The 21,256-nt window shown below is 66.9% G+C and carries 20 protein-coding genes; 12 read left to right on the top strand and 8 right to left on the bottom strand.

Annotated features, from left to right (window positions below):
- Window positions 1-150: 150 nt before the first annotated feature.
- Window positions 151-2,694, top strand: coding sequence for a preprotein translocase subunit SecA (gene secA / locus E3227_RS01475; RefSeq protein ID WP_136652954.1), 2,544 nt, complete (start codon window positions 151-153; stop codon window positions 2,692-2,694).
- A 398-nt stretch (window positions 2,695-3,092) separates the two neighbouring features.
- Here the strand turns inward: secA and E3227_RS01470 are convergent, their stop codons facing one another.
- On the bottom strand, window positions 3,093-3,458 hold the full coding sequence (locus tag E3227_RS01470; protein ID WP_136652953.1) for a hypothetical protein: 366 nt from the start codon (window positions 3,456-3,458) through the stop codon (window positions 3,093-3,095).
- Window positions 3,459-3,586: 128 nt separating this feature from the next.
- Here E3227_RS01470 and E3227_RS01465 point away from each other — a divergent pair, with 128 nt between their 5' ends.
- Window positions 3,587-4,003 (top strand): HAD-IA family hydrolase, encoded by a 417-nt coding sequence (locus E3227_RS01465; RefSeq protein ID WP_144317325.1) that lies wholly within the window; start codon window positions 3,587-3,589, stop codon window positions 4,001-4,003.
- A complete protein-coding gene (locus tag E3227_RS01460) occupies window positions 4,000-4,494 on the top strand; it encodes a DUF6912 family protein (RefSeq protein ID WP_136652951.1) in 495 nt (164 codons plus the stop codon). The genes E3227_RS01465 and E3227_RS01460 overlap by 4 nt, the downstream gene beginning before the upstream one ends.
- Here the strand turns inward: E3227_RS01460 and rsgA are convergent.
- Together rsgA and aroA are read right to left on the bottom strand one after the other, a co-directional pair.
- Window positions 4,468-5,493, bottom strand: coding sequence for a ribosome small subunit-dependent GTPase A (gene rsgA, locus E3227_RS01455; protein WP_144317324.1), 1,026 nt, complete (start codon window positions 5,491-5,493; stop codon window positions 4,468-4,470). The two genes, E3227_RS01460 and rsgA, sit on opposite strands and share 27 nt — an antisense overlap.
- Window positions 5,494-5,499: 6 nt before the next feature.
- The gene (aroA, locus tag E3227_RS01450) at window positions 5,500-6,783 is read right to left on the bottom strand and encodes a 3-phosphoshikimate 1-carboxyvinyltransferase (protein WP_246062848.1); all 1,284 of its coding nucleotides are present in this window, start codon (window positions 6,781-6,783) and stop codon (window positions 5,500-5,502) included.
- Between the two features lie 69 nt (window positions 6,784-6,852).
- Between aroA and E3227_RS01445 the strand changes: the two genes are divergently transcribed.
- Window positions 6,853-7,503, top strand: a complete 651-nt coding sequence (locus E3227_RS01445) for an SOS response-associated peptidase (RefSeq protein WP_144317322.1) — start codon at window positions 6,853-6,855, stop codon at window positions 7,501-7,503.
- Here the strand turns inward: E3227_RS01445 and E3227_RS01440 are convergent.
- Window positions 7,500-7,961 (bottom strand): aminoacyl-tRNA deacylase, encoded by a 462-nt coding sequence (locus E3227_RS01440; RefSeq protein WP_144317321.1) that lies wholly within the window; start codon window positions 7,959-7,961, stop codon window positions 7,500-7,502. The two genes, E3227_RS01445 and E3227_RS01440, sit on opposite strands and share 4 nt — an antisense overlap.
- A gap of 35 nt (window positions 7,962-7,996) precedes the next feature.
- Between E3227_RS01440 and E3227_RS01435 the strand changes: the two genes are divergently transcribed.
- The gene (locus E3227_RS01435) at window positions 7,997-8,581 is read left to right on the top strand and encodes a sigma-70 family RNA polymerase sigma factor (RefSeq protein WP_144317320.1); all 585 of its coding nucleotides are present in this window, start codon (window positions 7,997-7,999) and stop codon (window positions 8,579-8,581) included.
- A complete protein-coding gene (gene rsrA, locus E3227_RS01430; RefSeq protein ID WP_144317319.1) occupies window positions 8,582-8,848 on the top strand; it encodes a mycothiol system anti-sigma-R factor in 267 nt (88 codons plus the stop codon).
- An 80-nt stretch (window positions 8,849-8,928) separates the two neighbouring features.
- Here the strand turns inward: rsrA and E3227_RS11900 are convergent, their stop codons facing one another.
- Together E3227_RS11900 and E3227_RS01425 are read right to left on the bottom strand one after the other, a co-directional pair.
- Window positions 8,929-9,003, bottom strand: a complete 75-nt coding sequence (locus E3227_RS11900; protein ID WP_095066802.1) for a 50S ribosomal protein bL37 — start codon at window positions 9,001-9,003, stop codon at window positions 8,929-8,931.
- A gap of 95 nt (window positions 9,004-9,098) precedes the next feature.
- Window positions 9,099-9,362 carry a WhiB family transcriptional regulator gene (locus E3227_RS01425; protein WP_136652944.1) on the bottom strand — a complete coding sequence of 88 codons (264 nt, stop codon included), beginning with the start codon at window positions 9,360-9,362 and terminating at the stop codon, window positions 9,099-9,101.
- Window positions 9,363-9,854: 492 nt separating this feature from the next.
- Here E3227_RS01425 and E3227_RS01420 point away from each other — a divergent pair, with 492 nt between their 5' ends.
- On the top strand, window positions 9,855-10,322 hold the full coding sequence (locus tag E3227_RS01420) for a hypothetical protein (protein WP_144317318.1): 468 nt from the start codon (window positions 9,855-9,857) through the stop codon (window positions 10,320-10,322).
- Here E3227_RS01420 and E3227_RS01415 read toward each other — a convergent pair.
- On the bottom strand, window positions 10,319-11,512 hold the full coding sequence (locus tag E3227_RS01415) for an Rv3212 family protein (RefSeq protein WP_144317317.1): 1,194 nt from the start codon (window positions 11,510-11,512) through the stop codon (window positions 10,319-10,321). The two genes, E3227_RS01420 and E3227_RS01415, sit on opposite strands and share 4 nt — an antisense overlap.
- Entirely contained in the window at window positions 11,509-12,801 is a 1,293-nt protein-coding gene (locus E3227_RS01410) for a DEAD/DEAH box helicase (protein ID WP_144317316.1), read from the bottom strand. Before E3227_RS01410 ends, E3227_RS01415 begins: the two co-directional genes overlap by 4 nt.
- A gap of 137 nt (window positions 12,802-12,938) precedes the next feature.
- On the opposite strand from E3227_RS01410, the gene E3227_RS01405 reads away from it, so the two are divergent.
- From E3227_RS01405 to E3227_RS01385, 5 genes are read left to right on the top strand one after another with little or no spacing between them, the layout of a single operon-like run.
- Window positions 12,939-13,163, top strand: coding sequence for a DUF3107 domain-containing protein (locus E3227_RS01405; protein WP_136652940.1), 225 nt, complete (start codon window positions 12,939-12,941; stop codon window positions 13,161-13,163).
- Between the two features lie 21 nt (window positions 13,164-13,184).
- On the top strand, window positions 13,185-14,126 hold the full coding sequence (locus E3227_RS01400; RefSeq protein WP_136652939.1) for a DUF3152 domain-containing protein: 942 nt from the start codon (window positions 13,185-13,187) through the stop codon (window positions 14,124-14,126).
- A gap of 31 nt (window positions 14,127-14,157) precedes the next feature.
- Window positions 14,158-14,850 carry a hypothetical protein gene (locus tag E3227_RS01395; RefSeq protein WP_246062717.1) on the top strand — a complete coding sequence of 231 codons (693 nt, stop codon included), beginning with the start codon at window positions 14,158-14,160 and terminating at the stop codon, window positions 14,848-14,850.
- A 19-nt stretch (window positions 14,851-14,869) separates the two neighbouring features.
- Window positions 14,870-17,926 carry an ATP-dependent DNA helicase gene (locus E3227_RS01390; RefSeq protein ID WP_144317314.1) on the top strand — a complete coding sequence of 1,019 codons (3,057 nt, stop codon included), beginning with the start codon at window positions 14,870-14,872 and terminating at the stop codon, window positions 17,924-17,926.
- A 16-nt stretch (window positions 17,927-17,942) separates the two neighbouring features.
- Window positions 17,943-21,230, top strand: a complete 3,288-nt coding sequence (locus tag E3227_RS01385; RefSeq protein ID WP_144318563.1) for an ATP-dependent helicase — start codon at window positions 17,943-17,945, stop codon at window positions 21,228-21,230.
- Window positions 21,231-21,256 lie beyond the last annotated feature (26 nt).

Raw genomic sequence — 21,256 nt, 5'->3', positions numbered from 1 at the left:
TTTGCGCAGCGCCGCCTGTGAGGGTTTTCGCCCTTGCAAGGCGGTGCTCGGTCTTTTAAGGGTGACTTCCCAGCGACGGTTGTCAGCCATGGCGGTACTATGGCTGGTTGGCAGTAGTTTATTTCCACCAACATGAAGGACTCCTAGCACGTGTTTGGACTTTCAAAGCTTCTCCGAGCCGGTGAGGGTCGCACCGTTAAGCGCCTCGCCAAGATGGCCGACGAGGTCATCGCCCTCGAAGACGAGTACGCGAGCCTGAGCGACGCTGAGCTCAAGGCAAAAACCGCCGAGTTCAAGCGGCTCATCGCGGACGGCACCAGCTTGGACGAGCTGCTTATCGACGCCTTCGCCACCGCCCGGGAGGCCTCGTGGCGCGTGCTGGGCCAGAAGCACTACCGAGTCCAGGTCATGGGTGGCGCGGCGCTGCACTTCGGGTCCGTCGCCGAGATGAAAACCGGTGAGGGCAAGACCCTGACTTCTGTGCTTCCGGCGTACCTCAATGGCCTTGAGGGCAAGGGAGTGCACATCGTTACCGTCAACGACTACCTGGCTAAGCGCGATGCCGAGATGATGGGCCGCGTGCACCACTTCCTGGGCCTCGACGTGGGCGTGATCTTGTCCGAGATGCGCCCGCCGGAGCGCAAGAAGGCCTACGCGGCGGATATCACGTACGGCACGAACAACGAGCTCGGTTTCGATTACCTGCGCGACAACATGACCCGCTCGACGGCGGATATGGTCCAGCGCGGACACAATTACGCCATCGTTGATGAGGTCGACTCGATCCTGATTGATGAGGCGCGCACCCCGCTGATTATTTCGGGCCCCGTCGACGGTTCGAGCCAATTCTTCACCGTCTTCGCGCAGCTCGCGCCGCGCATGCGCGAGGGCATTCACTATGAGGTGGACAAGCGCAAGCGCACCATCGGCGTGACCGAGGAGGGTGTGGAGTACGTCGAGGACCAGCTCGGCATCGACAACCTGTACGCCCCGGAGCACTCCCAGCTGGTGTCGTACCTCAACAACGCGATTAAGGCCAAGGAGCTCTTCGAGCGCGACAAGGACTACATCATCCGCAAGGGTGAGGTGTTGATCGTCGATGGCTTTACCGGACGCGTGCTGGCGGGGCGACGCTACAACGAGGGCATGCACCAGGCCATTGAGGCCAAGGAAAACGTCGAGATCAAAAACGAGAACCAGACTTTGGCGACCGTGACCTTGCAGAACTACTTCCGCCTCTACGACAAGCTCGCCGGCATGACGGGTACCGCGGAGACGGAGGCCGCCGAGCTGCACCAGATTTACGGCCTCGACGTCGTGGCAATTCCGCCGAACAAGCCGAACCAGCGCGTTGACCATGACGATTTGGTGTACAAAACCCAGGAGGCGAAGTTCGCCGCTGTGGCGGATGATATTGCTGAGCATGTCGAAAACGGCCAGCCGGTGCTAGTGGGCACGACCTCGGTCGAGCGTTCCGAGTACCTGTCTCAGCTTCTCACCCGCAAGGGTGTCAAGCACAACGTGCTCAACGCGAAGCACCACGAGGAGGAGGGCCGAATCATCGCCGAGGCGGGGCTGCCCGGCAAGGTGACGGTGTCGACGAACATGGCCGGCCGCGGCACCGACATCGTGCTCGGCGGCAACCCGGAGGTGCTGCTCGACGCCCGGCTCCAGGAGCAGGGTCTTGACCCCTTCGAGGACGAGGAGCGCTACCAGGAGGCGTGGAACGAGCAGCTGCCGAAGGCGCGCGAGCGGTCAATGCAGCTTGGCGACGAGGTCCGCGAGGCCGGCGGCCTGTACGTTATCGGCACGGAGCGCCACGAGTCGCGCCGCATCGACAACCAGTTGCGCGGCCGTTCGGGCCGCCAAGGCGATCCGGGTGAGACCCGTTTTTACCTCTCCATGCGTGATGAGTTGATGGTCCGCTTCGTCGGCCAGACCATGGAGAACATGATGAACCGCCTCAACGTCCCCGATGACGTGCCGATCGAGGCGAAGATGGTCTCCAACGCGATCAAGGGCGCGCAGAGCCAGGTGGAGAACCAGAACTTTGAGATGCGCAAGAACGTGCTCAAGTACGACGAGGTGCTCAACGAGCAGCGCAAGGTGGTCTACCGCGAGCGCCAGGAAATCCTCGGCGCGAAAGACATCAAGGACCAGATCCGCCGCATGATCACCGACACCGTCGGCGCCTACGTCGACGGCGCGACGGCGGAAGGCTACGTGGAGGACTGGGACCTCGATGAGCTGTTCAACGCGCTCGACTCCCTCTACGGCCCGTCCGTGACGCCGCAGCAGCTTATCGACGGCTCCGAGTACGGCCGTCCCGGCGAGCTCACCGCCGGCCAGCTACGCGAAGCCCTCGTCGCCGACGCCCAGGCCCAGTACGACGCGCTGGAGGCCAACGTCGCCGCGATTGGCGGGGAGGCGCAGATGCGCAACGTCGAGCGCATGGTCATCCTGCCGGTGATCGACACGAAGTGGCGCGAGCACCTCTACGAGATGGACTACCTTAAGGAAGGCATCGGCCTGCGCGCGATGGCGCAGCGCGACCCGCTGGTGGAGTACCAGAAGGAGGGCGGCGACATGTTCCACGCGATGGAGGAGGCCGTCCAGGAGGAAACCGTGCGCCAGCTGTTCATGATGCGCAAGCAGTTCGAGCAGCAACCGGGAGCTGAGACCGCGACGACTTAGAAGGTGGGCCGTTGTGAGTGACAAAAGTTGCACCAGCGTTGCAACTTTTGTCATTTTCCCAGGTGGTGTGGAGGCCTGATGTAAAACTTGTCACTGCTGACCCTCGGCGATTCACCCGCGAAAGGTTTTTACTGTCGTACCGAGCTCGGACTTCGGGCTTCCTGCTTCCCGCGTATCGTGCGATGGTCGCAGTCATGTTGAAGAACCCGCTAGTCATTCTGCTGATCCCCGTCACGTGCGTGGGGATACTGCTGAACGTAGTGCAGATTGTCACCGGCGACTTCTCCCACCCGCTGTACTCCCAAGGAAAAACCCTCACCTTGCTGGGAGGTATAGGGTGTGTCCTTTACGCGCTCAGCGTTTACCGCCGGCGGCGCCGCGGGAAGTAGCGTGTCGACCTACAGCACCTTGAACGACACTAGGCGCGCGTCGCGCACGCGGGCGACGTAGCCGAAGCGCCGCCCGCCAACGTCGACGGTGCCAAACAACTCCCCGCCCTCGCGTGCGTGGCACGTGACAATGCGCACCGGTCCGCGCACCGCCAAAGCCCTTTGCTTAGCCTTGACGTGGTTGCGCACCCCGAGCGCGTACAGCTTCGATTTAAGAGTCGCCGCGTCGCGGTTGCCAAAGGCCGCGTCGAGGGCACCGCGCACCAGGGGTGAGACGTTAGCCGTGGGCTCGGCGCGGTCTTGGGGCCTGGCCGAGGGCAACCTCCTGGGCACCAAAACGTGCATGTACTGCTGCCCTGGCACTGGGTAGAACACGTTTGCTCCTTACGCGGTGGGAAAGCGGGGTAGGTAGGATTGTGGCACGATTAGGCAGCGTCGCAAGGGCGCTAGCGCACAATAAAGTAAGCACGAAAACTAAGCTCACAGAGAGGTTTCCTATCCTGATGCAGGCACTCATCATTGACTACGCCGGAGTTCTCGACACCGATGCCGAGGACCAGCGCCGGTGGCGCACCTTGATCGAGTCCGTGAAGGACACGGGCATTAAAACCGCCATCCTCTCCAACGTCGAGGCCGAGGGGGAGCAGGCCGACCAGGTGCGCGAGTGGGAGTTCCGCGGGATAGTCGATGCGGTCGTGCTCTCTGGCGAGGTGGGTGCGCGCAAGCCCGAGCGCGCCGCGTTCCAGGCCGCCGCGGACGCGGTCGACGCCCCGCTGGCCGACTGCGTGATGATCGACGACGACATCATGAACGTGCGCGGCGCCGTGGAAAACGGCATGATCGGCATCCTGCACACCGCCTTCGAGCGCACCGCTGTGGAGATCCAGTCCCTGTTCGACATTGAGGGTGAGTTCGAGTGAGGGTCTACATCCCGGCGACGTTTTCTATGCTGGCCTCGCTCAAGGACAACGGCGTTCTCCACCCCCGCAACGGCTGGGGTTTCGCCGCGACACCAAAGCTGACGGAGCTTTTCACCTCGGGCGATCAGGAGGAGATTGAGGCGATTGCGTTCGACGAAGCTGCGTTGGCGTCAATACGCTTGCTCACGATTGGGGACGAGGAGCAGTTCCCGCACCGCCGCGTGGTTGTCTCCGCCGATGTGGAGGCCACCGGCGAACCCGAGATGGGGGAGTCCGTGGTCCGCATCGCGGGGCCCGTTGAGCTCAAAGACGTCGCCGCGCTGCATATCGACGTCGCCGAGGCCGAGGCCGCCACCGCGAAGGCGATTGACAACGTCGACGCCGCGGATCTCGGCGACGAGGACGCCGAGCTGGCGGTGGGCGACGCCCAAGACAACTACATGGCCTTCTACGACCCCAGCGAGCTACCGTTTATCATCGAGCTGCTTTAGCTCCCACTCGTTGTTCGAGTGCAGCGCCTCCAGCAGGCGTCGGACAGCGAGCGCGCGCCTGCCCACCGGGGAGGAGTGATCGAGCTCGTCCCACGCGCACTCCGGGTCGGCGGGCGGGCCGAGGTGCGTGCAGCCGCGCGGGCAGTCCTCCGCTGCCGCGGCGAGCTCGGGGAACACGCCGACGATCTCGTCGGGACTGACGTGGGCCAGCCCGAAGGAGCGGATGCCGGGGGTGTCGATGATCCAGCCGCCGCCGGGCAGCTCGAGCGCTACCGACTGGGTGGAGGTGTGGCGGCCCTTGCCCACCCCGGAAACCTCGCCGGTTTCCCGGTTGGCGTCGGGAACGATGCGGTTGACCAGTGTCGATTTGCCCACGCCGGAGTGGCCGATGAGCGCGGAGAGGCGACCCGTGATGCGTTTGGTGAGCTGCTTGATGTCGTCGTCGATGCCGACCTCCATCACGTCGACGTCGAGGTCTTCGAGCTCCGCGCGGAAAATCGCCGGGTCAGCCAGATCAGATTTGGTCAGGCACACGATTGGGGTGACGCCCCCGACGAACGCGGCGATCAGCGCGCGCTCGACAAACCCGGTGCGCGGCGGGGGATCGGTCACCGCGCTGACAATCAGCAGCAGCTGCGCGTTGGCCACGATGATGCGCTCGTAGGGGTCGGTGTCGTCCGCGGTGCGGCGCAGCACCGAGGTGCGGTCCTCGCGCTTGACGATGCGCGCTAGGGTGTCCTTGTCGCCGCTGGTATCGCCCACCACGCCGACGCAGTCGCCCACCTCGACGGAGACCTTCTTCAGCTCCCGCGCCCGCATGCACTGGACCACCGCCCCGGTGTCGTCGAGCACGACCCCCCAGCGGCCGCGGTCTTTCGTAACCACCATCCCGCCCACTGCGTCGTCGTGGGAGGGTCGATCCTTGGAGCGTGGCCGCGAGCCCTTGCCGGGGCGGACGCGGACGTCTGACTCGTCGTAGTCGGAAAACCGCCTCGCCACGAAAACTTACGCCTCCACCATCTCGGCCCACATGGTCTCGAACCCGGGCAGGGTCTTGGCGGTGGTGGCGATGTTTTCGACCTCAACACCCTCGGTGGTCAGGCCGATGATCGCCCCGGCGGTGGCCATGCGGTGGTCGTCGTAAGAGAGCCACTGGCCCCCATGTAGGCGCGCTGGGCGGATGCGCAGGCCGTCGGTGAGCTCCTCGCAGTCGCCGCCGAGCTTGTTGATCTCGTCCGTCAACGCCTTGAGCCTGTCGGTTTCGTGCCCGCGCAGGTGCGCGATGCCGGTGAGCTCGGACGGCGTCGTCGCTACTGCTGCGAGTGCGGCGACGGTGGGGGTCAGCTCACCGAGGTCGCTCATGTCCAGCCGGATGCCGCGCAGCATGCCTCGCGACGGCCCCGTCACGCGCAGGGTGTGGCCACCCGCGCCGTCGGCCTCGAGCACGGTCTCGCCGCCCATGCGCTCCACAATCGTGCGGATCGCGTCGCCCGGCTGCGTGGTGGACACCGGCCAGTGTTTCACGGCCACGGAACCACCGGTGACAGCCGCTGCGGCGATGAACGGGGTTGCGTTCGACAGGTCCGGCTCGACCACCCACGTGCGCCCGCGGATCGGCTGCGGCGCAACGCGCCAGGTGTGACCGGAGGTTTCGACGGTCACGCCGGCGTCGGCAAGCATGGCGAGCGTCATCTCGATGTGCGGCATCGAGGGCAGGGTGCCGCCGGTGTGGGTGATGGTCACGCCTTTGTCGAAACGCGCGGCGGCGAGGAGCAGCCCGGAGACGAACTGGGAGGAGCCGGAGGCGTCGATCTCCACGGTGCCGCCGCGCGCGTGGGAGGTGCCGTGAACACTAAACGGCAGGCTGTCGCCCTCGATGTCGACGCCGAGGTCGCGCAGGGCGTCGAGGATGGTGGAGATGGGGCGCTGGCGGGCGCGATCGTCGCCGTCGAAACGCACCTGCCCGGACGCAAACGCGGCAACCGCGGGCACGAAGCGCATCACGGTGCCAGCGAGCCCGCAGTCGACCTCGGCGCCGTGCAGGTCGCCGGGGGTCACGGAGATTGTCTCGCCCTCGGTGTGAAAACGCACGCCCATGGAGGCGAGCGCCGCCTCCATTAAGTCCGTGTCGCGCGAGCGCAGCGCACCGATAATCGTTGAGGGCCCCTGGGCCAGCGTGGAGAGCACGTAGGCGCGGTTGGTCAGCGACTTTGACCCCGGCACGCTTACGGTATGGGTGATCGGGGTCGCCGAAAACGGCGCTGGCCACAGTTCAGTCATGCAAACCATCATAAGGACAAACCGCGTGGCAGCACCATTATTGCGCCAACGCGCGCGATTAGGGCGATAATGGTGAGCATGTGCGGACGATTCGTTCTCTTCACCAGCGGCACCGACCTCATCGAGGAGGTCGCGACTCTGCCGGGCATCTCGCGTGTCGACGCCCCAGACGGCACCCCGCCGCCGCGCTACAACGTCGCGCCCACCCAGCAGGTGCCGCTGATCCGCTTCGACGGCGAGGTCGCCGCCCTCGACTCGGCGCGCTGGGGTCTTCTGCCGAGCTGGAAGAAGGACGATTCCGGCCCGCCGCTGTTTAACGCCCGCGGTGAGACCGTCGCCGAGAAGCCGGCGTTTCGCTCGGCGTTCAAGGCTCGGCGCGGCCTGATGGTGCTCGACGGCTACTACGAGTGGAAGGACAAGCAGCCCTACTACGTCACCCCCTCGGAGGGCATGCTGTACGCGGCCGCGCTGTGGGAGACGGGGCTCGACATACTTTCCACCACGATGGTCACCACCGACTCGGTGGGCGACGACATGACGTGGCTGCACAACCGCCTGCCGCTGTTTCTCGCCCGCGACGAGATCGAGCAGTGGGTGCGCGGCACGCCGGAGGAAGCGCTCGAGCTGGTGCACCCCTCGCGCGTTGCCGGCGACCTGTCGTATCGCCCGGTATCCAAGGATGTGGGCAACGTCCGCAACGATTTCGCCGAGCTTATCGACGCTCCCTAGACGCCCAGCTGAACAAACTCCGCGCCGGTGAGGCGCGCCAAGTCGCTTGGGGCGAGGGAGATGGACAGGCCGCGCTGGCCGCCGGAGACGGTGACGGTGGGCAGGGCAGCGCAGGGGGCGTCGATAAGCGTGCGCAGCGCCGTTAAAGTGCCCAAAGGCGAGATGCCGCCGATGATGTAGCCGGTGGCGCGCTGGGCGCGGCCGGGGTCGGCGAGTTCGGCGTTTTTCCACCCCAGGGCGTGCGCGGCGGCCTTGAGGCTTAGGCGCTTCGAGACGGGGACTAGGCACAAGGCCAGGTCGCGCTCGTGCTGGACGACGAGGGTTTTCAACACTGCGTCGGCGTCGAGGCCCAGCTCGGCGACGGAGTGCTCCCCAAAATGATCGTGGCTGGGCGCGTAGCTCAAGATCTCGTGGTCAATCGCCGCCACGGCCTCGACGGCCCGGGTTCTTTTCGCCATGGTGCCCCACAATAGGCCAGCGGCCGGTAGCTACAATGATCCCCATGGCCGACACTGACGTGCATAAGCGCTTCACCGAGGAGGCGATGCCGCTTCTGGACCAGCTCTACGGCGGCGCCCTGCGGATGACGCGCAACCCCCAAGACGCGGAAGACTTGGTGCAGGAGACCTACCTCAAGGCGTTCAACGCCTTCGAGAGCTTCAAGCCCGGCACCAATTTGAAGGCCTGGCTGTATCGGATCATGACCAACGCCTACATCAACACCTACCGCAAGAAGCAGCGCAGGCCGATTGAGACCTCGACCGAGGACATGACCGACCACCAGCTCTACACCACGAGCTCGCACGACTCGACGGGCCTGGAATCCGCCGAGGTCGCCGCGCTCAAGGGCATGCCCAACGGGCGGATCTCGGAGGCGTTCGACGAGCTCAACGAGGACTACCGGATGGTCGTTTACATGGCCGATGTCGAGGATATGGCGTACAAGGAAATCGCCGAGGCCCTCGACATTCCGCTCGGCACCGTGATGTCGCGGCTGCATCGGGGAAGAAAACAGCTACGCGTGTTGTTGAAGGATGTGGCCAACGAGCAAGGAATCGGTCTGGAGGAGAAGAAGTAGATGAGCACTGATTGCCCGAAGTGCGAGAACGCGCACCGAATGTTGTGCGAATTGCTCGACTCCGAAACTAGCGTCGAGCGCGCCGCCGAGATCCGCGACTTCATCCAGTCCTGCCCCGAGTGCTTCAGCCGCTACGAAAACGAGCTGGCCGCGCGCACGATCGTGCAGAAGTGCTGCGGCGCCTCCCACGCCCCGGACCACCTTCGCCAGCGCATCATCGCCTCGCTCACGACCGTGTCCATTACCCAGATTCACTACCGCGGGTAATTTCGCCGGCTGCTTGAGAGATGCGAAACGCCCTCCCTGCCTGAAATCCGGCGGGGAGGGCGTTTGCGCGTGCGCTCTATTTAAGAGTTGGGGCGCTTGCCGCGGTTGGCGCTCTTCTTGCGGCGGTCCTTCCGCTTACGACCACGCTTGCTCATGGTGCCTCCTTTAAGGGGTAAATGGTGTCTCGTTTCCCCACTTTATCGCCCGCCTAGGCGTGCGGAGAAATCGGGCCACTCAGTTTTAGAAGGGGTTAGGCGGTCAGGCGTGCGCGGCTGCGGGCGCGCTGCTTGTTACGGCGCTTGAGCGCGCGGCGCTCCTCCTCGGACAGGCCGCCCCAGACGCCGGCGTCCTGGCCGGTCTCCAGTGCCCACTTCAGGCACTGGCTGGTAACGGGGCAGCGGTTGCAGACGAGCTTCGCCTGCGCGATCTGGGTGAGTGCGGGGCCGGAGTTTCCGACGGGGAAGAACAGTTCGGGGTCTTCGTCGCGGCAAACGGCTTCGTGGCGCCAATCCATGGTCAATACTCCTTTAGTCGGTGGTTTCAGTCGGTTTTTAAGATTTTGTGCGCACCACAAGTGCCCCCAGATGATCTGGGTGCACTGTACGTTTCAACACCGCAGGTGTTGGGCGGAGCTCCCCGGTGGATCCGGGATCCGTCATCCATTTCCCTGCTGTTAACCCCGTGGTGGCTTGGGGTTAAGGGCTGTGTAACCAGCCTGTCGTTTGAGCTACCCGGAAATAATGGCATGTCCCAGCGAACTCCGCTAGGGGTAGAGTACAAAATGTGACGGAGATCATATTTTTCCATTCATCAAAATCGGGTCGAATTGGTCAATACCCACGAAATTTGGCCGGTGCTTCAACGCCGTGGCCTGCATGTTTAGGTGTTTTTGGGGGAGCACGCGGCCTAGTGCGGGGTCAAATCGCTGGCAGCCGTGCTGTAGACGCCGGAGTAGCGTTTACGAGGTGTTTACGGAGAGTTTGCGGCGGGGATAGACTTGAAAACCGTGACTGAGAAACGGAATCCCATTGACGAAACCGAGCTCGCCGCGCTCAGCGTCCCAGCTGTGGTCAAGTTCGGCGCGGCGGTCGTCCTCGCGCAGTGCCTTGTCCTGTTCGGCTACTCGATCTGGCTGATCGTGACCAACGTGCGCGGCACGGCGGCGTCAAGCTTGGAGTCCGCCTCCGCCGCCACGGACTTCGTGGGCATTGGCACCGCGGTGTTCCTGCTCATCGTCTTCGGCTTCGTCGCCTTCCACGCCGCCCGCACCCTGGCGGGCCAGCCCTCTGGCCGTGGCGCGATCGTGCTCATCGAGGCCATCCTGCTCGGCGTGGCCGTCTACATGTTCAGCGGGGGAGCGGTGCTGCTCGGCATCGTCACCTTGATCTCCGCGCTCCTCGCGCTCGTCGGTGTGTTCCACCCCGCCGCGGTCCACTACTGGGAAGCTCGCTACGCCGCCCGCACCCGCGGCTAGTTCGCCGAAAACACCACCAGCTCGCCGCCTCGCTTTTCGACGACCACGCCCCCGGCGCCAGCAATCCCCACCGTGCCCGTGTAGCCGCCGCGATCCACGGCGATCACCCGCTCCACCTCGCGGGTGTCCCAGTTGGCCACGGCCACACCCTGGTCTGTGGCGAAGAGCAGCCTGTCGCCGGCCGCGACACCGGGCCCGAGCGCGCCTTCAAACTCCCCGCTAAAACGCAGGCTGTCCGGCTCAAACAACCCGAGCGTGTTCGGGGCAAAGTAGGTCATGTGGTGGGGCAGGTCGGCGGCTTCGTGTGTCGCCGAGTCGGGCGCGGGCCCGAAATCCGGGGCGGGTGACGCCGACACCTCCTCGCCACCGGTGTTGTAGGCGCGGACCTCGCGGGAACCGGGGTTGTACACCGCCGCAACCTCCGGTGACACCGCGACCAGATAGGCCGACTCGGCGATCGAGACATTGGCCTCGATCTCCGGCTTGCGGGAATCCTCGGGCGTGGTGGTTTGCAGGCGCAGCCACGTGCCGTCGTCGCAACGCTCGGTCACCGCGAGCAGCTCTTTGCGGGTCAGCGCCGAGGTGATCCCGCAGGCGTGCGGCTGCATCCCGGACTCCTGTGGAGCCTCGACCCGGCCGTACTCCACGGTGCGGACAAGGTCCGAGCGCCACAGCTCCACGCGCTCAGAGCTGACGTAGCCCACGCGATCGTTTGACGACAGCGAGGCCACCTCGTCCGGCGCCACCGACGAGCGCGTGGCCGAGTACGTGCCGGCCAGCGCGTCGAGCGCCACGACATCGCCGCACCCCGCGTTGCCGCGGTAGGTGGCGATCACCTTTCCCCAGGCCTGGTCAAGTGTGCACAGCTCGAGGTCGCGCTGATACGTCCACGCCGTCTCGCCCTGCGGCGTCGTCGCGCGGAGCGTGCCGTCGGCGTAGGAAATGATCATGCCCTCCGCGATAACCGGGGAGACTCCCGGCGAGGTGTCGGGCAGGCGGAAGGACTCCTGGAGCGTTGTCGGGGGCGTCGATAAGCGAGCGGCGCTTTCGTACTGCTTCTCGGCAGGCGATAGCTGGGAGGCGCGGATGGGGGCGGTGAGAAAGGCCGCGGCCACGAGGACCAGCGAGACCACGGCGATAACCGCCGTTGCGATCAGGTCGCCACGGGTGCGTCGATACGGAGCACTCACCGGCGCTTCCTTTCGCGCGAGCGGCGCGGGGTCGGGTCGCCGTGGACGGTGACCGCCGGGCCGACGCGCTCGCCCGCGGAGTCGGGGATGTCGAGTCCCTGGTAGAGCTCGGGCGAGGTGGAAAACCACTCCGGCGGCTCGGGCATCTCTAGGCCCAGCTCGGTGTTGATGGCGGCCCACTTCGGGCCCTCGTCGAAGCCGACGAGCGTGACCGCGATCCCGGTCTGGCCCGCGCGGCCCGTCCGGCCGATGCGGTGGACGTAGGTCATGGGGTCATCCGGGGTCTGGAAGTTGATCACGTGGGTGACGTCGTCGACGTCGATGCCGCGCGCGGCGACGTCCGTGGCCACAAGGATGCTCACCTCGCCGCTGCGAAACGCCTCGAGCGCCTGCTCGCGAGCGCCCTGGCCCAGGTCGCCGTGGACGGAACCGACGTCGAAGCCGCGCTCGGCAAGATCGCGCGCCACCTCGGCGGCGGTGCGCTTGGTCCGCGTGAACACGATCGTGCGGCCGCGGCCGCGGGCCTGCAGGATCCGCGCGGTGACCTCGAGCTTGTCCATGCGGTGCGAGCGAAACACCACCTGGCGCGTGGTCGAGTGCGTGCTCGGGGTGTTCGCGGCCTCCGCGCGGATGTGCACAGGCCGGTTCATCAACGAGCGCGCGAGCGTCAAAATCGCCCCGGGCATCGTGGCCGAGAACAGCATCGACTGCACCGGCTGCGGCAGCGCCGCCCACAGCTTCTGAATGTCCGGCAGGAAACCGAGGTCGAGCATCTCGTCGGCCTCGTCGAGAACCAACACGGCCACGCGATCGAGCTGCAGGTTGCCGCGGTTGAGTAGGTCGATCAGGCGCCCCGGTGTTCCCACCACGACGTCGACGCCGCTGCTCAGAGTGGCGATCTGCGCCTCGTAGGGGCGGCCGCCGTAGACGGTGGTGATCCGCACCGGGGTGTACTTCGCCGCCCGGGTCAGGTCGTCTCCGACCTGGACGGCCAGCTCGCGCGTGGGCACGATAATCAGCGCGCGGGGGGTGCCGTCGAGTTCGGCGACGTCGGCATCGTCGAACACCCGATCAAGCAGGGGAACGCCGAACGCGTAGGTTTTGCCCATGCCCGTGCGCGCCTGCCCGATAACGTCCTTGCCCGCCAGCGCCAGGGGGGCCGCGAGCTCCTGGATGGAAAACGTATGCGTGATCCCGAGCTCACCTAACGCGTCGACAATCTCCGCCGCGACACCGAGCTCAGCGAACGTCGGCGCGAGTTTCTCTGCGGGATCTTTTGCGTCTGGCACACGCTCATCTTAGCGTTGGTGCATTTTCGTCGGCGGATGCAGTGGATGCTGCTGGCGATAATGCCCTCTATACAATGGTGTCCACTTGAGAAAACCAATGAAAACCAATCTGAGACAAGGACAGTGAATCTAGGCACATGGATATCAGGATCGGACTTTCCGACAGCCAGCGCGAGCTCGCCGTTTCCAGCAACGACCTGCAGGAGGACGTACTCGCCCGCGTGAGCACGGCGATCGCGGAAGGCCAGCCAACGCTGACGTTGGAGGACGACAAGGGACGCAAGTTCCTCGTCCGCACCGAGCGCATTGCCTACGTTGAGGTAGGTAACTCCAACGCGCGCGCCGTTGGCTTCGCCCGCTAGCGCCGGGTTAGATTGAGGCGTATGACACATAGGCACGGCCACGAGCCCCACCCCAGGCCCGAGACTCGCGAGAAGGAGCCGTCGTTCTTCGTCCGCTTCGCCCGCGAGTACGGCTGGCGTGCTTACGCCATCCCGGTGCTCGCCGTGCTGACCGTCTTCGTGCTGGTCAACATGGTTTCTAACCCGGGGGAGGCGGTGGTGGCCTCGCCGGTGGCGGACACCTCTGATTCGCGCCAGGGCGATAGCGCGCACAACCACGAGGCCAGCCCCGCGCGCGAGCCCGCGAAGCTGCCAGAGGGCAGCGTCGGCTTGGAGGACCTGCCGCCCGGCGGGCCGTTTACCGAGCGCGGCGAGGGCACGTTCCGCACGATCGGGGCGCCCGGCGCGGCGGCGGGCCGGGGTGAAGAGCTGGTCTTGCGCTACATCGTCGAGGTGGAAAACGGCCTCGACACCAGCCTGTACGGCGGCGACGACGCGTTTGCGGCGCTTGTCGACGCCACCCTCGCGGACCCGCGCGGGTGGACCAACGACCCGCGCTTCGGCTTCGAGCACGTCGCCGCCGACCAAAACCCCGACCTGAAGATCCAGCTCACCTCCCCGGGCACGACGAAGGCCAACTGCGGCGGCGACCTCGGGCTGGAAACGAGCTGCCGCACCATGGCCACCGGCGTGAGCACGGTCGTGATCAACGAGGCCCGCTGGGTGCGCGGCGCCGCCCCCTTCGAAGGCGATCTGGGACGCTACCGCCAGTACCTGGTCAACCACGAGGTCGGGCATGCCCTCGGTTTCGCCGAGCACGTTCCCTGCCCAGAAAACGGCGCCTTGGCGCCCACGATGATGCAGCAGACGCTGAGCCTGAACAACGCTGAGCTGCACAGCCTTGACCACGACGAGGTGTACCCGGACACGAACGAGACCTGCCTAGCTAACCCGTGGCCGTACCCGCGTCCGGCCGTTCTGTAAAGAGGGGGACAGTATGCCAATTCCGGGGCACGTGTTATCCGCATTCCAGGTCGACGGGATCGCACCCGTTAAGCTGGGCGCGGCGTGGGATTTCGGCGCGCGCTACGACCGCGTCGTGGTGTCAGCAGCGACAGCCACCTCCGCGTGGTCTGCGAAGGTCCGAGAGCGCTTTACCTCCCCGGGCGTCCTCGTGGCACGGCCCGTGCGCGCCACCGATGGCCGAGTCGTCGTCGGCGGCTTTCGGGCCAGCGAGTTCATCGAGGGCGATATCGCAGCGCGTGCCGACGAGGCAGTCGCCGCCGCGCTGGCCTTCGACGAGGCGATGGCCGGCGTGGACGCCCCGACAGTCGAGCGCACCGACATGTGGGCGGAGGCGGATCGCGCGGTGTGGGATGCGGCGGCTCCAACTGGACGGGTGTCTGTGGCCCACCTCGACTTCTTCGCCTGCTGCCTGTTTTCGGGCACGTTGCCGCCAGCGTTGACCGACATCGTCCCGTCTGCCGAGCCGCGCCCGCGCGGGTACACGGCGGCGCTCACGCTTGTCGACGCCCTTCTCAACGAGGCCGTCGATGAGCGCATTGTCTCTCGCTGGGCGCACATCCCAGACCTGGGTGCGCTGGCGCTCAAGGCGTGCGAGTTTCGTGAACTCACCAGCGCGTCTTGCCGCGGCGAATCGAATGTGAGTGCTAATTTGGGGCGGGTTCGCGCGCTGGTGTCGATCTAGCCTGGCACAATCGGTGCCCATGGCGACAGACAACTCTCTTCCCGCACCACCGCGGGCCTACCTTGTGCCGCGCCGCCGCCGCACTGAGCAGCGCTCGTGGGCCCAACCCCTGCCCACGAGCGGGACCTGGAAGGTCACGGGCGAGGCGGGCTCGGGAGTCAGTAGCTTCCTCATTGACACCGTCGTGCGCGCCGTCGAGTCCGGCGCCGACCCCCGCGGCATCCTGGTCATCAGCTCGTCTAAGGAATCGGGCGCGCGCCTGCGCGTCGAGCTGTCCGACCGGCTCGCTGCCTCCGGGTTCGTCATCGACGAGCCGATGGTGCGCTCCGTGCACTCCCTGGCGTTCGCCTTGCTGCGTCAACGCGTGGACGGTGATATCCGGCTGATCTCCGGCGCCGAGCAGGACGCCGCCATCCGCCAGCTCCTCCAGGGCCACGCCGAGGACGGGCGCGGCACATGGCCGGAGCAGCTGCGCCCCGCGCTTTCCATGGTGGGCTTTGCCCGGCAGCTGCGCGACTTCCTCCTGCGCGCCGTGGAACGCCAACTCACCCCGGATGACTTGCGCGCCCTAGGGCAGGCGCACAACCGCCCGATCTGGTCCGCAGCCGGCGACTTTTTAGACGAGTACCAGCAGGTCATGGCGCTTAACCCGGCACGCTTCGTCAGCGCCTCCGAGCTCGTCTCCTCGGTACTGCGCGGCGAGATCGACGGTCGCTGGCACACCGTCGTCGTCGACGACGCGCAGCACCTCGCGCCTGCAGCCGGCGAGCTCGTGCGCCGCCTTGTAGAGCACGCCTCGCTGGGTGTCGTCGGCGGCGACCTCGGCCAGAGTGTGTTTCACTTCCGTGGGGCGTCGCCACGCTTTTTTGCGAACCTCGGGGGGCTCGACCACGAGGTCATCGACCTCGGGGCGTCGCGGCGCGCACCGATTGCCCAGGCGGCGGTGTGTGACAGTAGCGCGGCCCAGCACTCCATCGTCGCCGACACCGTGCGCCGCGCCCACCTCGAAGGCGGCGTTGACTACCGCGAGATGGCCGTGATCGTGCGCTCGGTCGGCTCGATCGAGTCCGTTCGGCGCGCTCTGCTGCACGCCGGCGTTCCGGTCATGCTCAACCCCACCGACGTGGTCTTGAGCGAGCAGCGCATCGTCGCCGCGCTCATCCTCGGCCTGCGCGCGCTGGAGGGGGAGCTGAGCTCCGCCGAGTGGCGCGACCTTCTGCTCGGCCCGGTCGGCGGCACCGACCCTGTCACCCTGCGCCGCTTGTTGCGCGGGTTGCGCCGCTGGCAGCCGGAAGAACGTGCCGAAGACACTCTGCGCCACCTGCTGCGATCGACCCAGCCCCTGCCCGATTTCGGCGTCATGCTCACCGAGCGTGAGCTGTCCATCCTGGGCCACGTGCGCGCCGTGCTCGACGCCGGGCGCGGCGAGCTTGCCCAGGGCAGCATCGAGGACGTCCTGTGGGCGGTGTGGAACGCGACCGGCCTGGCGAACCGCCTGCTCACCGCCGCGCTGCGTGGCGGGGCGACGGGATCCCAAGCCGACCGCGACCTCGACGCCGTGATGGCGCTTTTCGACGCCGCCGGCGACTACGTCGAGCGCCGTGTCGGCGGCTCCAACGTCGCAGGTTTCGTCGCGCACATCGCGGAGCAGGAGCTGCCCACCGGCGTGCGCGATAGGCGCACCGCCACGCCGGACGCGGTCGCCCTGCTCACGGCGCACGGTGCGGTGGGGCGTGAGTTCCACACCGTCGTCGTCGCGGGTGTGCAAGAGATGCAGTGGCCGTCGTTGGCGGAAACCGGCACGATGTTCTGCCAAGAAGAGCTCGTTGATCTTGTCGACAACAACGTCGACCCCGCGGTGCCGGTGAGCCGGAAGGCGGAGCAGCTGGCGGAGGAGAAGCGCCTGTTTGACGTGGCCACCAGCAGGGCCACCCACTGCGTGCTGGTCACGGCCGTCGACGAGCCTGACGGCGAGGAGGTGATCCAGCCCTCGCGCTTCATCGAGGAGTTCTGTACCAGCCACTCCATTGCACCAGCACGCGTGACAACGGCCTCGAGCTCCGCCGACCCCGCCCCCGGGGCGGACGAGCTCACCGCCGTTCGCGTGCTCGCGCGCGACGACGTGATAGCGGAGCTGCGCCGAGCCCTTCAGGATCCCGGCGTTGGTGAGGCGGGGCGTCGACAAGCTGCGCGACAGCTCGCGCGCCTTGCCGACGCGGGCGTGCCCGGCGCGGACCCCGGAGAATGGTGGACGACGACCGAGGTCGCCTCGCACGAGGCGCTCGCCGTGCCCGAGAGGCTCTCGCCTTCGCGCATCGAAAGCCTGCTGGCCTGCCCCATGCGCGAGGTGCTCCAACGCATGGTCGGCCTCGACTCCTCGCTGCACATGGTGTGGGGTTCGATGGCGCACGCCTACTTCGAGGCCCTCGGCCGCGGGGTCGATGAAGCCTACGCCCGCGAAGCGGTGCTCGACGCGCGCCGCAGCGTCGACGACGCGCCCGGGTGGAAGCTCGAGCGCGAGATCGCGGAGTTCGACGCGCTGCTGCAGCGCACGCATCTCTGGCTGCAGACCTCCCGCGCGGCGTTCGAGCAGGTCGCCGTCGAGGCCGACATCGACGTCACCATCGCCCCGGGCCTGCGCATCGTGGGCCGCGCCGACCGCATCGAGCGCGACGGCAGCGGCGCACTGCACATCGTCGACCTGAAAACCGGCTCAGCCCTGCCTTCCCAAGCAGAGGCCGAGGCCAACCCGCAGCTCGAGGCGTACCAGCTCGCGCTGTCGCGTGGCGTCGTGGACGGTGAGACGGTGCGCAGCGCCGCGCCGGGCGAGGCACCCAGCGACGTCGGCGGGGCGGTGCTCGTCTACCCCAAGGCGGACAGGAAGGCAGTGGCGACGCGGGAGCAGGCGTCGAAAAGCGAGGAGCGGCTCACGGAGTTCGCGGAGGTCGTTGCCCCGCTCCCGCAGCTGGTGGCAGGCCCTGAGCTGCTCGCCTCCGCCGGTGCCCACTGCGACAGGTGCGCGGTGCGCGCGCTGTGCCCCGTACAACCAGAAGGACAGGTGGTTCCCCGTGGCTAACGCCCCCCACACGCCGATGAGCCCCACGGTGCTGTCGAAGTACCTCGGGCAGGCCTACCCGCCGACTGAGCAGCAGGCGGACATCATCGGGGCCGACCCGGGGCCCTTGCTCGTCGTTGCGGGCGCCGGAGCCGGCAAGACGGAGACGATGGCGGCGCGCGTCGTCTGGCTCGTTGCCAACGGATACGCGCGCCCCGAAGAGGTTCTCGGGCTGACGTTTACGCGCAAAGCTGCCCAGGAACTGAGCAAACGCATCCGGGACCGGCTCGGCGTCCTCGCAGCGAACGATGCGCTGCTGCGCCGCCTCGACCCGAGCGGAGAGCTCGCCGACACGCTGCGAGTCATCGCACCGACTGTCGCCACCTACGACTCGTACGCGGGGGACCTGGTGCGCGAGTACGGGCTGTTGGTTCCCGTCGAGCCGGACGCGCGCCTGATCACGGCTGCGGAGCTGCACGCGATCGCCCACGAGGTCGTCCTCGGCTACCGCGGCACGCTTGTGGCGGAAAGCGGGAAAAACCCGAGCGTGGCCACGGTCGTCAAGAATGTCCTCGGCCTGGTCACCTCGATGGGGAACTCTCTGATGCAACCGGAGTTTATCGCCGAGCATGCGCACGACTTCCTCGCTGAGACCGAGTCCCTGCCCGGCCGGGGCAACCCCCCGACCTTTACCGGTAAAATGACCGGCTGGCGCGACACCCAGGAGCTGCGTCGCGCCTACCTGCCGCTGGTGGAGGAGCTCAACGCGCAGCTGCGCGAGCGCGGGCTGGTCACCTTCAACGAACAGATGTCTGTGGCCGCCCGGCTCGCCCACGACCACGAGTTCGTCGGCGCGTCCCAGAGCCAGCGCTACCGGGTAGTCATGCTCGACGAGTACCAGGACACCTCTCACGCCCAACGCGTGCTCCTGCGCAGCTTGTTCGGGCAAGGCCCCGACGACGACTCCCGGCGCCACCCGCTGACCGTCACCGCCGTGGGTGATCCGATGCAGGCGATTTACGGGTGGCGTGGAGCAACGGCTGCCAACCTCGCTGCCTTCGTTGAGGACTTCCCGGAGCCGACCGGCGCGCTCGCGCCCACGAAGCAGCTGACCACGTCGTGGCGCAACCCGGCAGAGGTGCTCACCCTGGCTAACTGCGTCTCCGACTCTCTGCTGGGCACCGGCAGTGACCGCGTCGTCGCCGCGCTCGAGCCCCGCCCTGGCGCGGGCGCAGGCGAGGTTGAGCTGGGGTTCTTCGAGTACGAGGATGAGGAGCTCGACTTCGTCGCCGACACTCTTGCGGCCCAGTACGAGGCTGCCCGGGCCGCGGGTGAGCCGTTCAACGCGGCCGTGTTGGTCCGCGCGAACAAGACCTCGCCCGAGGTCGCGGAGGCGCTCGACGAGCGCGGCGTGCCCTTCGAAATAGTCGGGCTCGCCGGGCTGCTCGACGTCCCCGAGGTCGCCGACGCCATCGCCATCGCGGCGATGCTGGTGCGCCCCGGAGACTCCGCCGCCGCACTGCGCATCCTGGCTGGCCCCGCCGTCGGGCTGGGTCTGGCCGACCTCGATGCGCTCTCGCGCCGCGCCGCTAACCTGCGCGGGGTGACGCCCACCGCAGTACAGCTGGATGAAGCCGCCGACCCCACCAGCCGGTTTGAGGCGCAGCTGCAGGAATCTGTGGCGGAAGCCCAGCGCATCACCGCCGGCGCCGACACCCCGGCGGGGCTGACCGACGCGGTCGCGGACTTGGGCGAAACCGAGCGCTACACCCCCGAGGGCCTGCAGCGCATCAAGTCGCTGGCCTCGAAGCTGCGCTGGTTGCGCACGCACGCGCTCGGCAAGCGCCTGCCCGATGTCTTCGCCGACATCATCTCGGTATTCGGAATCCGCACGGAGGCGCTGGCGCGCCCCTCGACGACGGGCACCGTCCACCTCGACCGTCTGCTGGAAGAGGTCGCCTCGTACCCCGGAACGAGCCTGACGGCGCTGCTGGACTACTTCGAGCTCGCCCGTGAGCACGAGGGCGGGCTGACCCCGGGCACTGTGCCGGTGCGCACCGACCGCGTCCAGATCCTCACCGCCCACAAGGCGAAGGGACTGGAGTGGGACACGGTCGCCGTGGTCCGGGCGGACGCGGAAACTTACAAACCGATCGTCTCGACCTTCCTCACTCAAGCCCAGATCGTGCCCGACGAGGATTTCGACGCCTTTGACGACGCCGAGACGCGCACGCAGTTCGCCAAAGCCGCCAACGCCTACTGCGAGTCGGTGCGCACCAAGTTGGAGGAAGAGTCTGCGCGGCTGTTCTACGTGGCGGTGACCCGTTCGGCGCGCAAGCTCATCGTCACCGGCTCGGCGGTAAAGCATGGCCGCAAGAAGGTCGCCGAGCCCTACAAGCACTTCGCCGCTATCCGTGACCTCGTGCCCGAAACCAGCGTCGTTCACTGGTACGACGGCCACTCTGCAAGAGACGACGAACAAGTCGAAGAGCATGAAAATGCCGCGCCGGAGCGCACCGGGTTGTGGCCCCACCTGCGCGTCGAGCCGGGCGATGCCGAGGCCGCCGCGCTGGTCGCGCAGGCGCGCGAGAACCTGCCCGAGCTCAGCGCGGGCGAGCTCTACGGCCTCTGGGAGCGCGACACGAGCGCCCTCATCGAGGAACACGTTGCCGCGGCCAGCGGGGAAGTGCCCGTCATGTTGCCGGGCGAGCTCACCGCCTCCGACGTGGTGGCGCTCAGCGCCGACCCGGAGCAGTTCGCCCGCCGGGCCCGCCGACCCGTCCCGTTCAAGCCCAACACCTACGCCAAGCGCGGCACCGCGTTCCACGAATGGCTGGAGGAGTTCTACGGCGCGCGCCCCCTGCTCACAGAAGATGAGCTGCCCGGAGCCGATGAGTCCGAGGTGGATACGGGCACGCTTGAGCAGCTCAAGAGCAACTTCGAGAGCAGCCACTGGGCGCAGCGCACCCCCGCTTTCGTGGAGCACCCCTTCGAGCTCGCGCTGGGCGAGTCGGTCGTGCGCGGCCGCATGGACGCGGTGTTTGTAGACGACAACGGGTGGACGGTGGTCGATTGGAAGACGGGTACAAAGCCCGCGCCCGCGCAGATGAAAAGCGCGATGCTGCAGCTTGCGGTGTACCGCGAGGCGTGGCGTCGAATAGCGGGCGACGGCCGGGATGTGCGCGCGGTGTTCTTCTACGTGCGTACGGGGGAGGACTACGAGCCCTCCGACCTGCCGGGTTCGAATCAGTTGGAGCAGCTGCTTCGGCAATCCTCGGCGGAGGGGATAAAGTTCCTCTCAGATTCAGCTGAGGAAAGGGAGTAAACAGCAGTGAGACTCCGCAGGAACCC

The sequence above is a fragment of the Corynebacterium sanguinis genome (assembly GCF_007641235.1).
Taxonomy (GTDB): domain Bacteria; phylum Actinomycetota; class Actinomycetes; order Mycobacteriales; family Mycobacteriaceae; genus Corynebacterium; species Corynebacterium sanguinis.
Note: the sequence above shows the minus strand (reverse complement) of the source record. Positions and strands in the feature narration are given on the sequence as shown.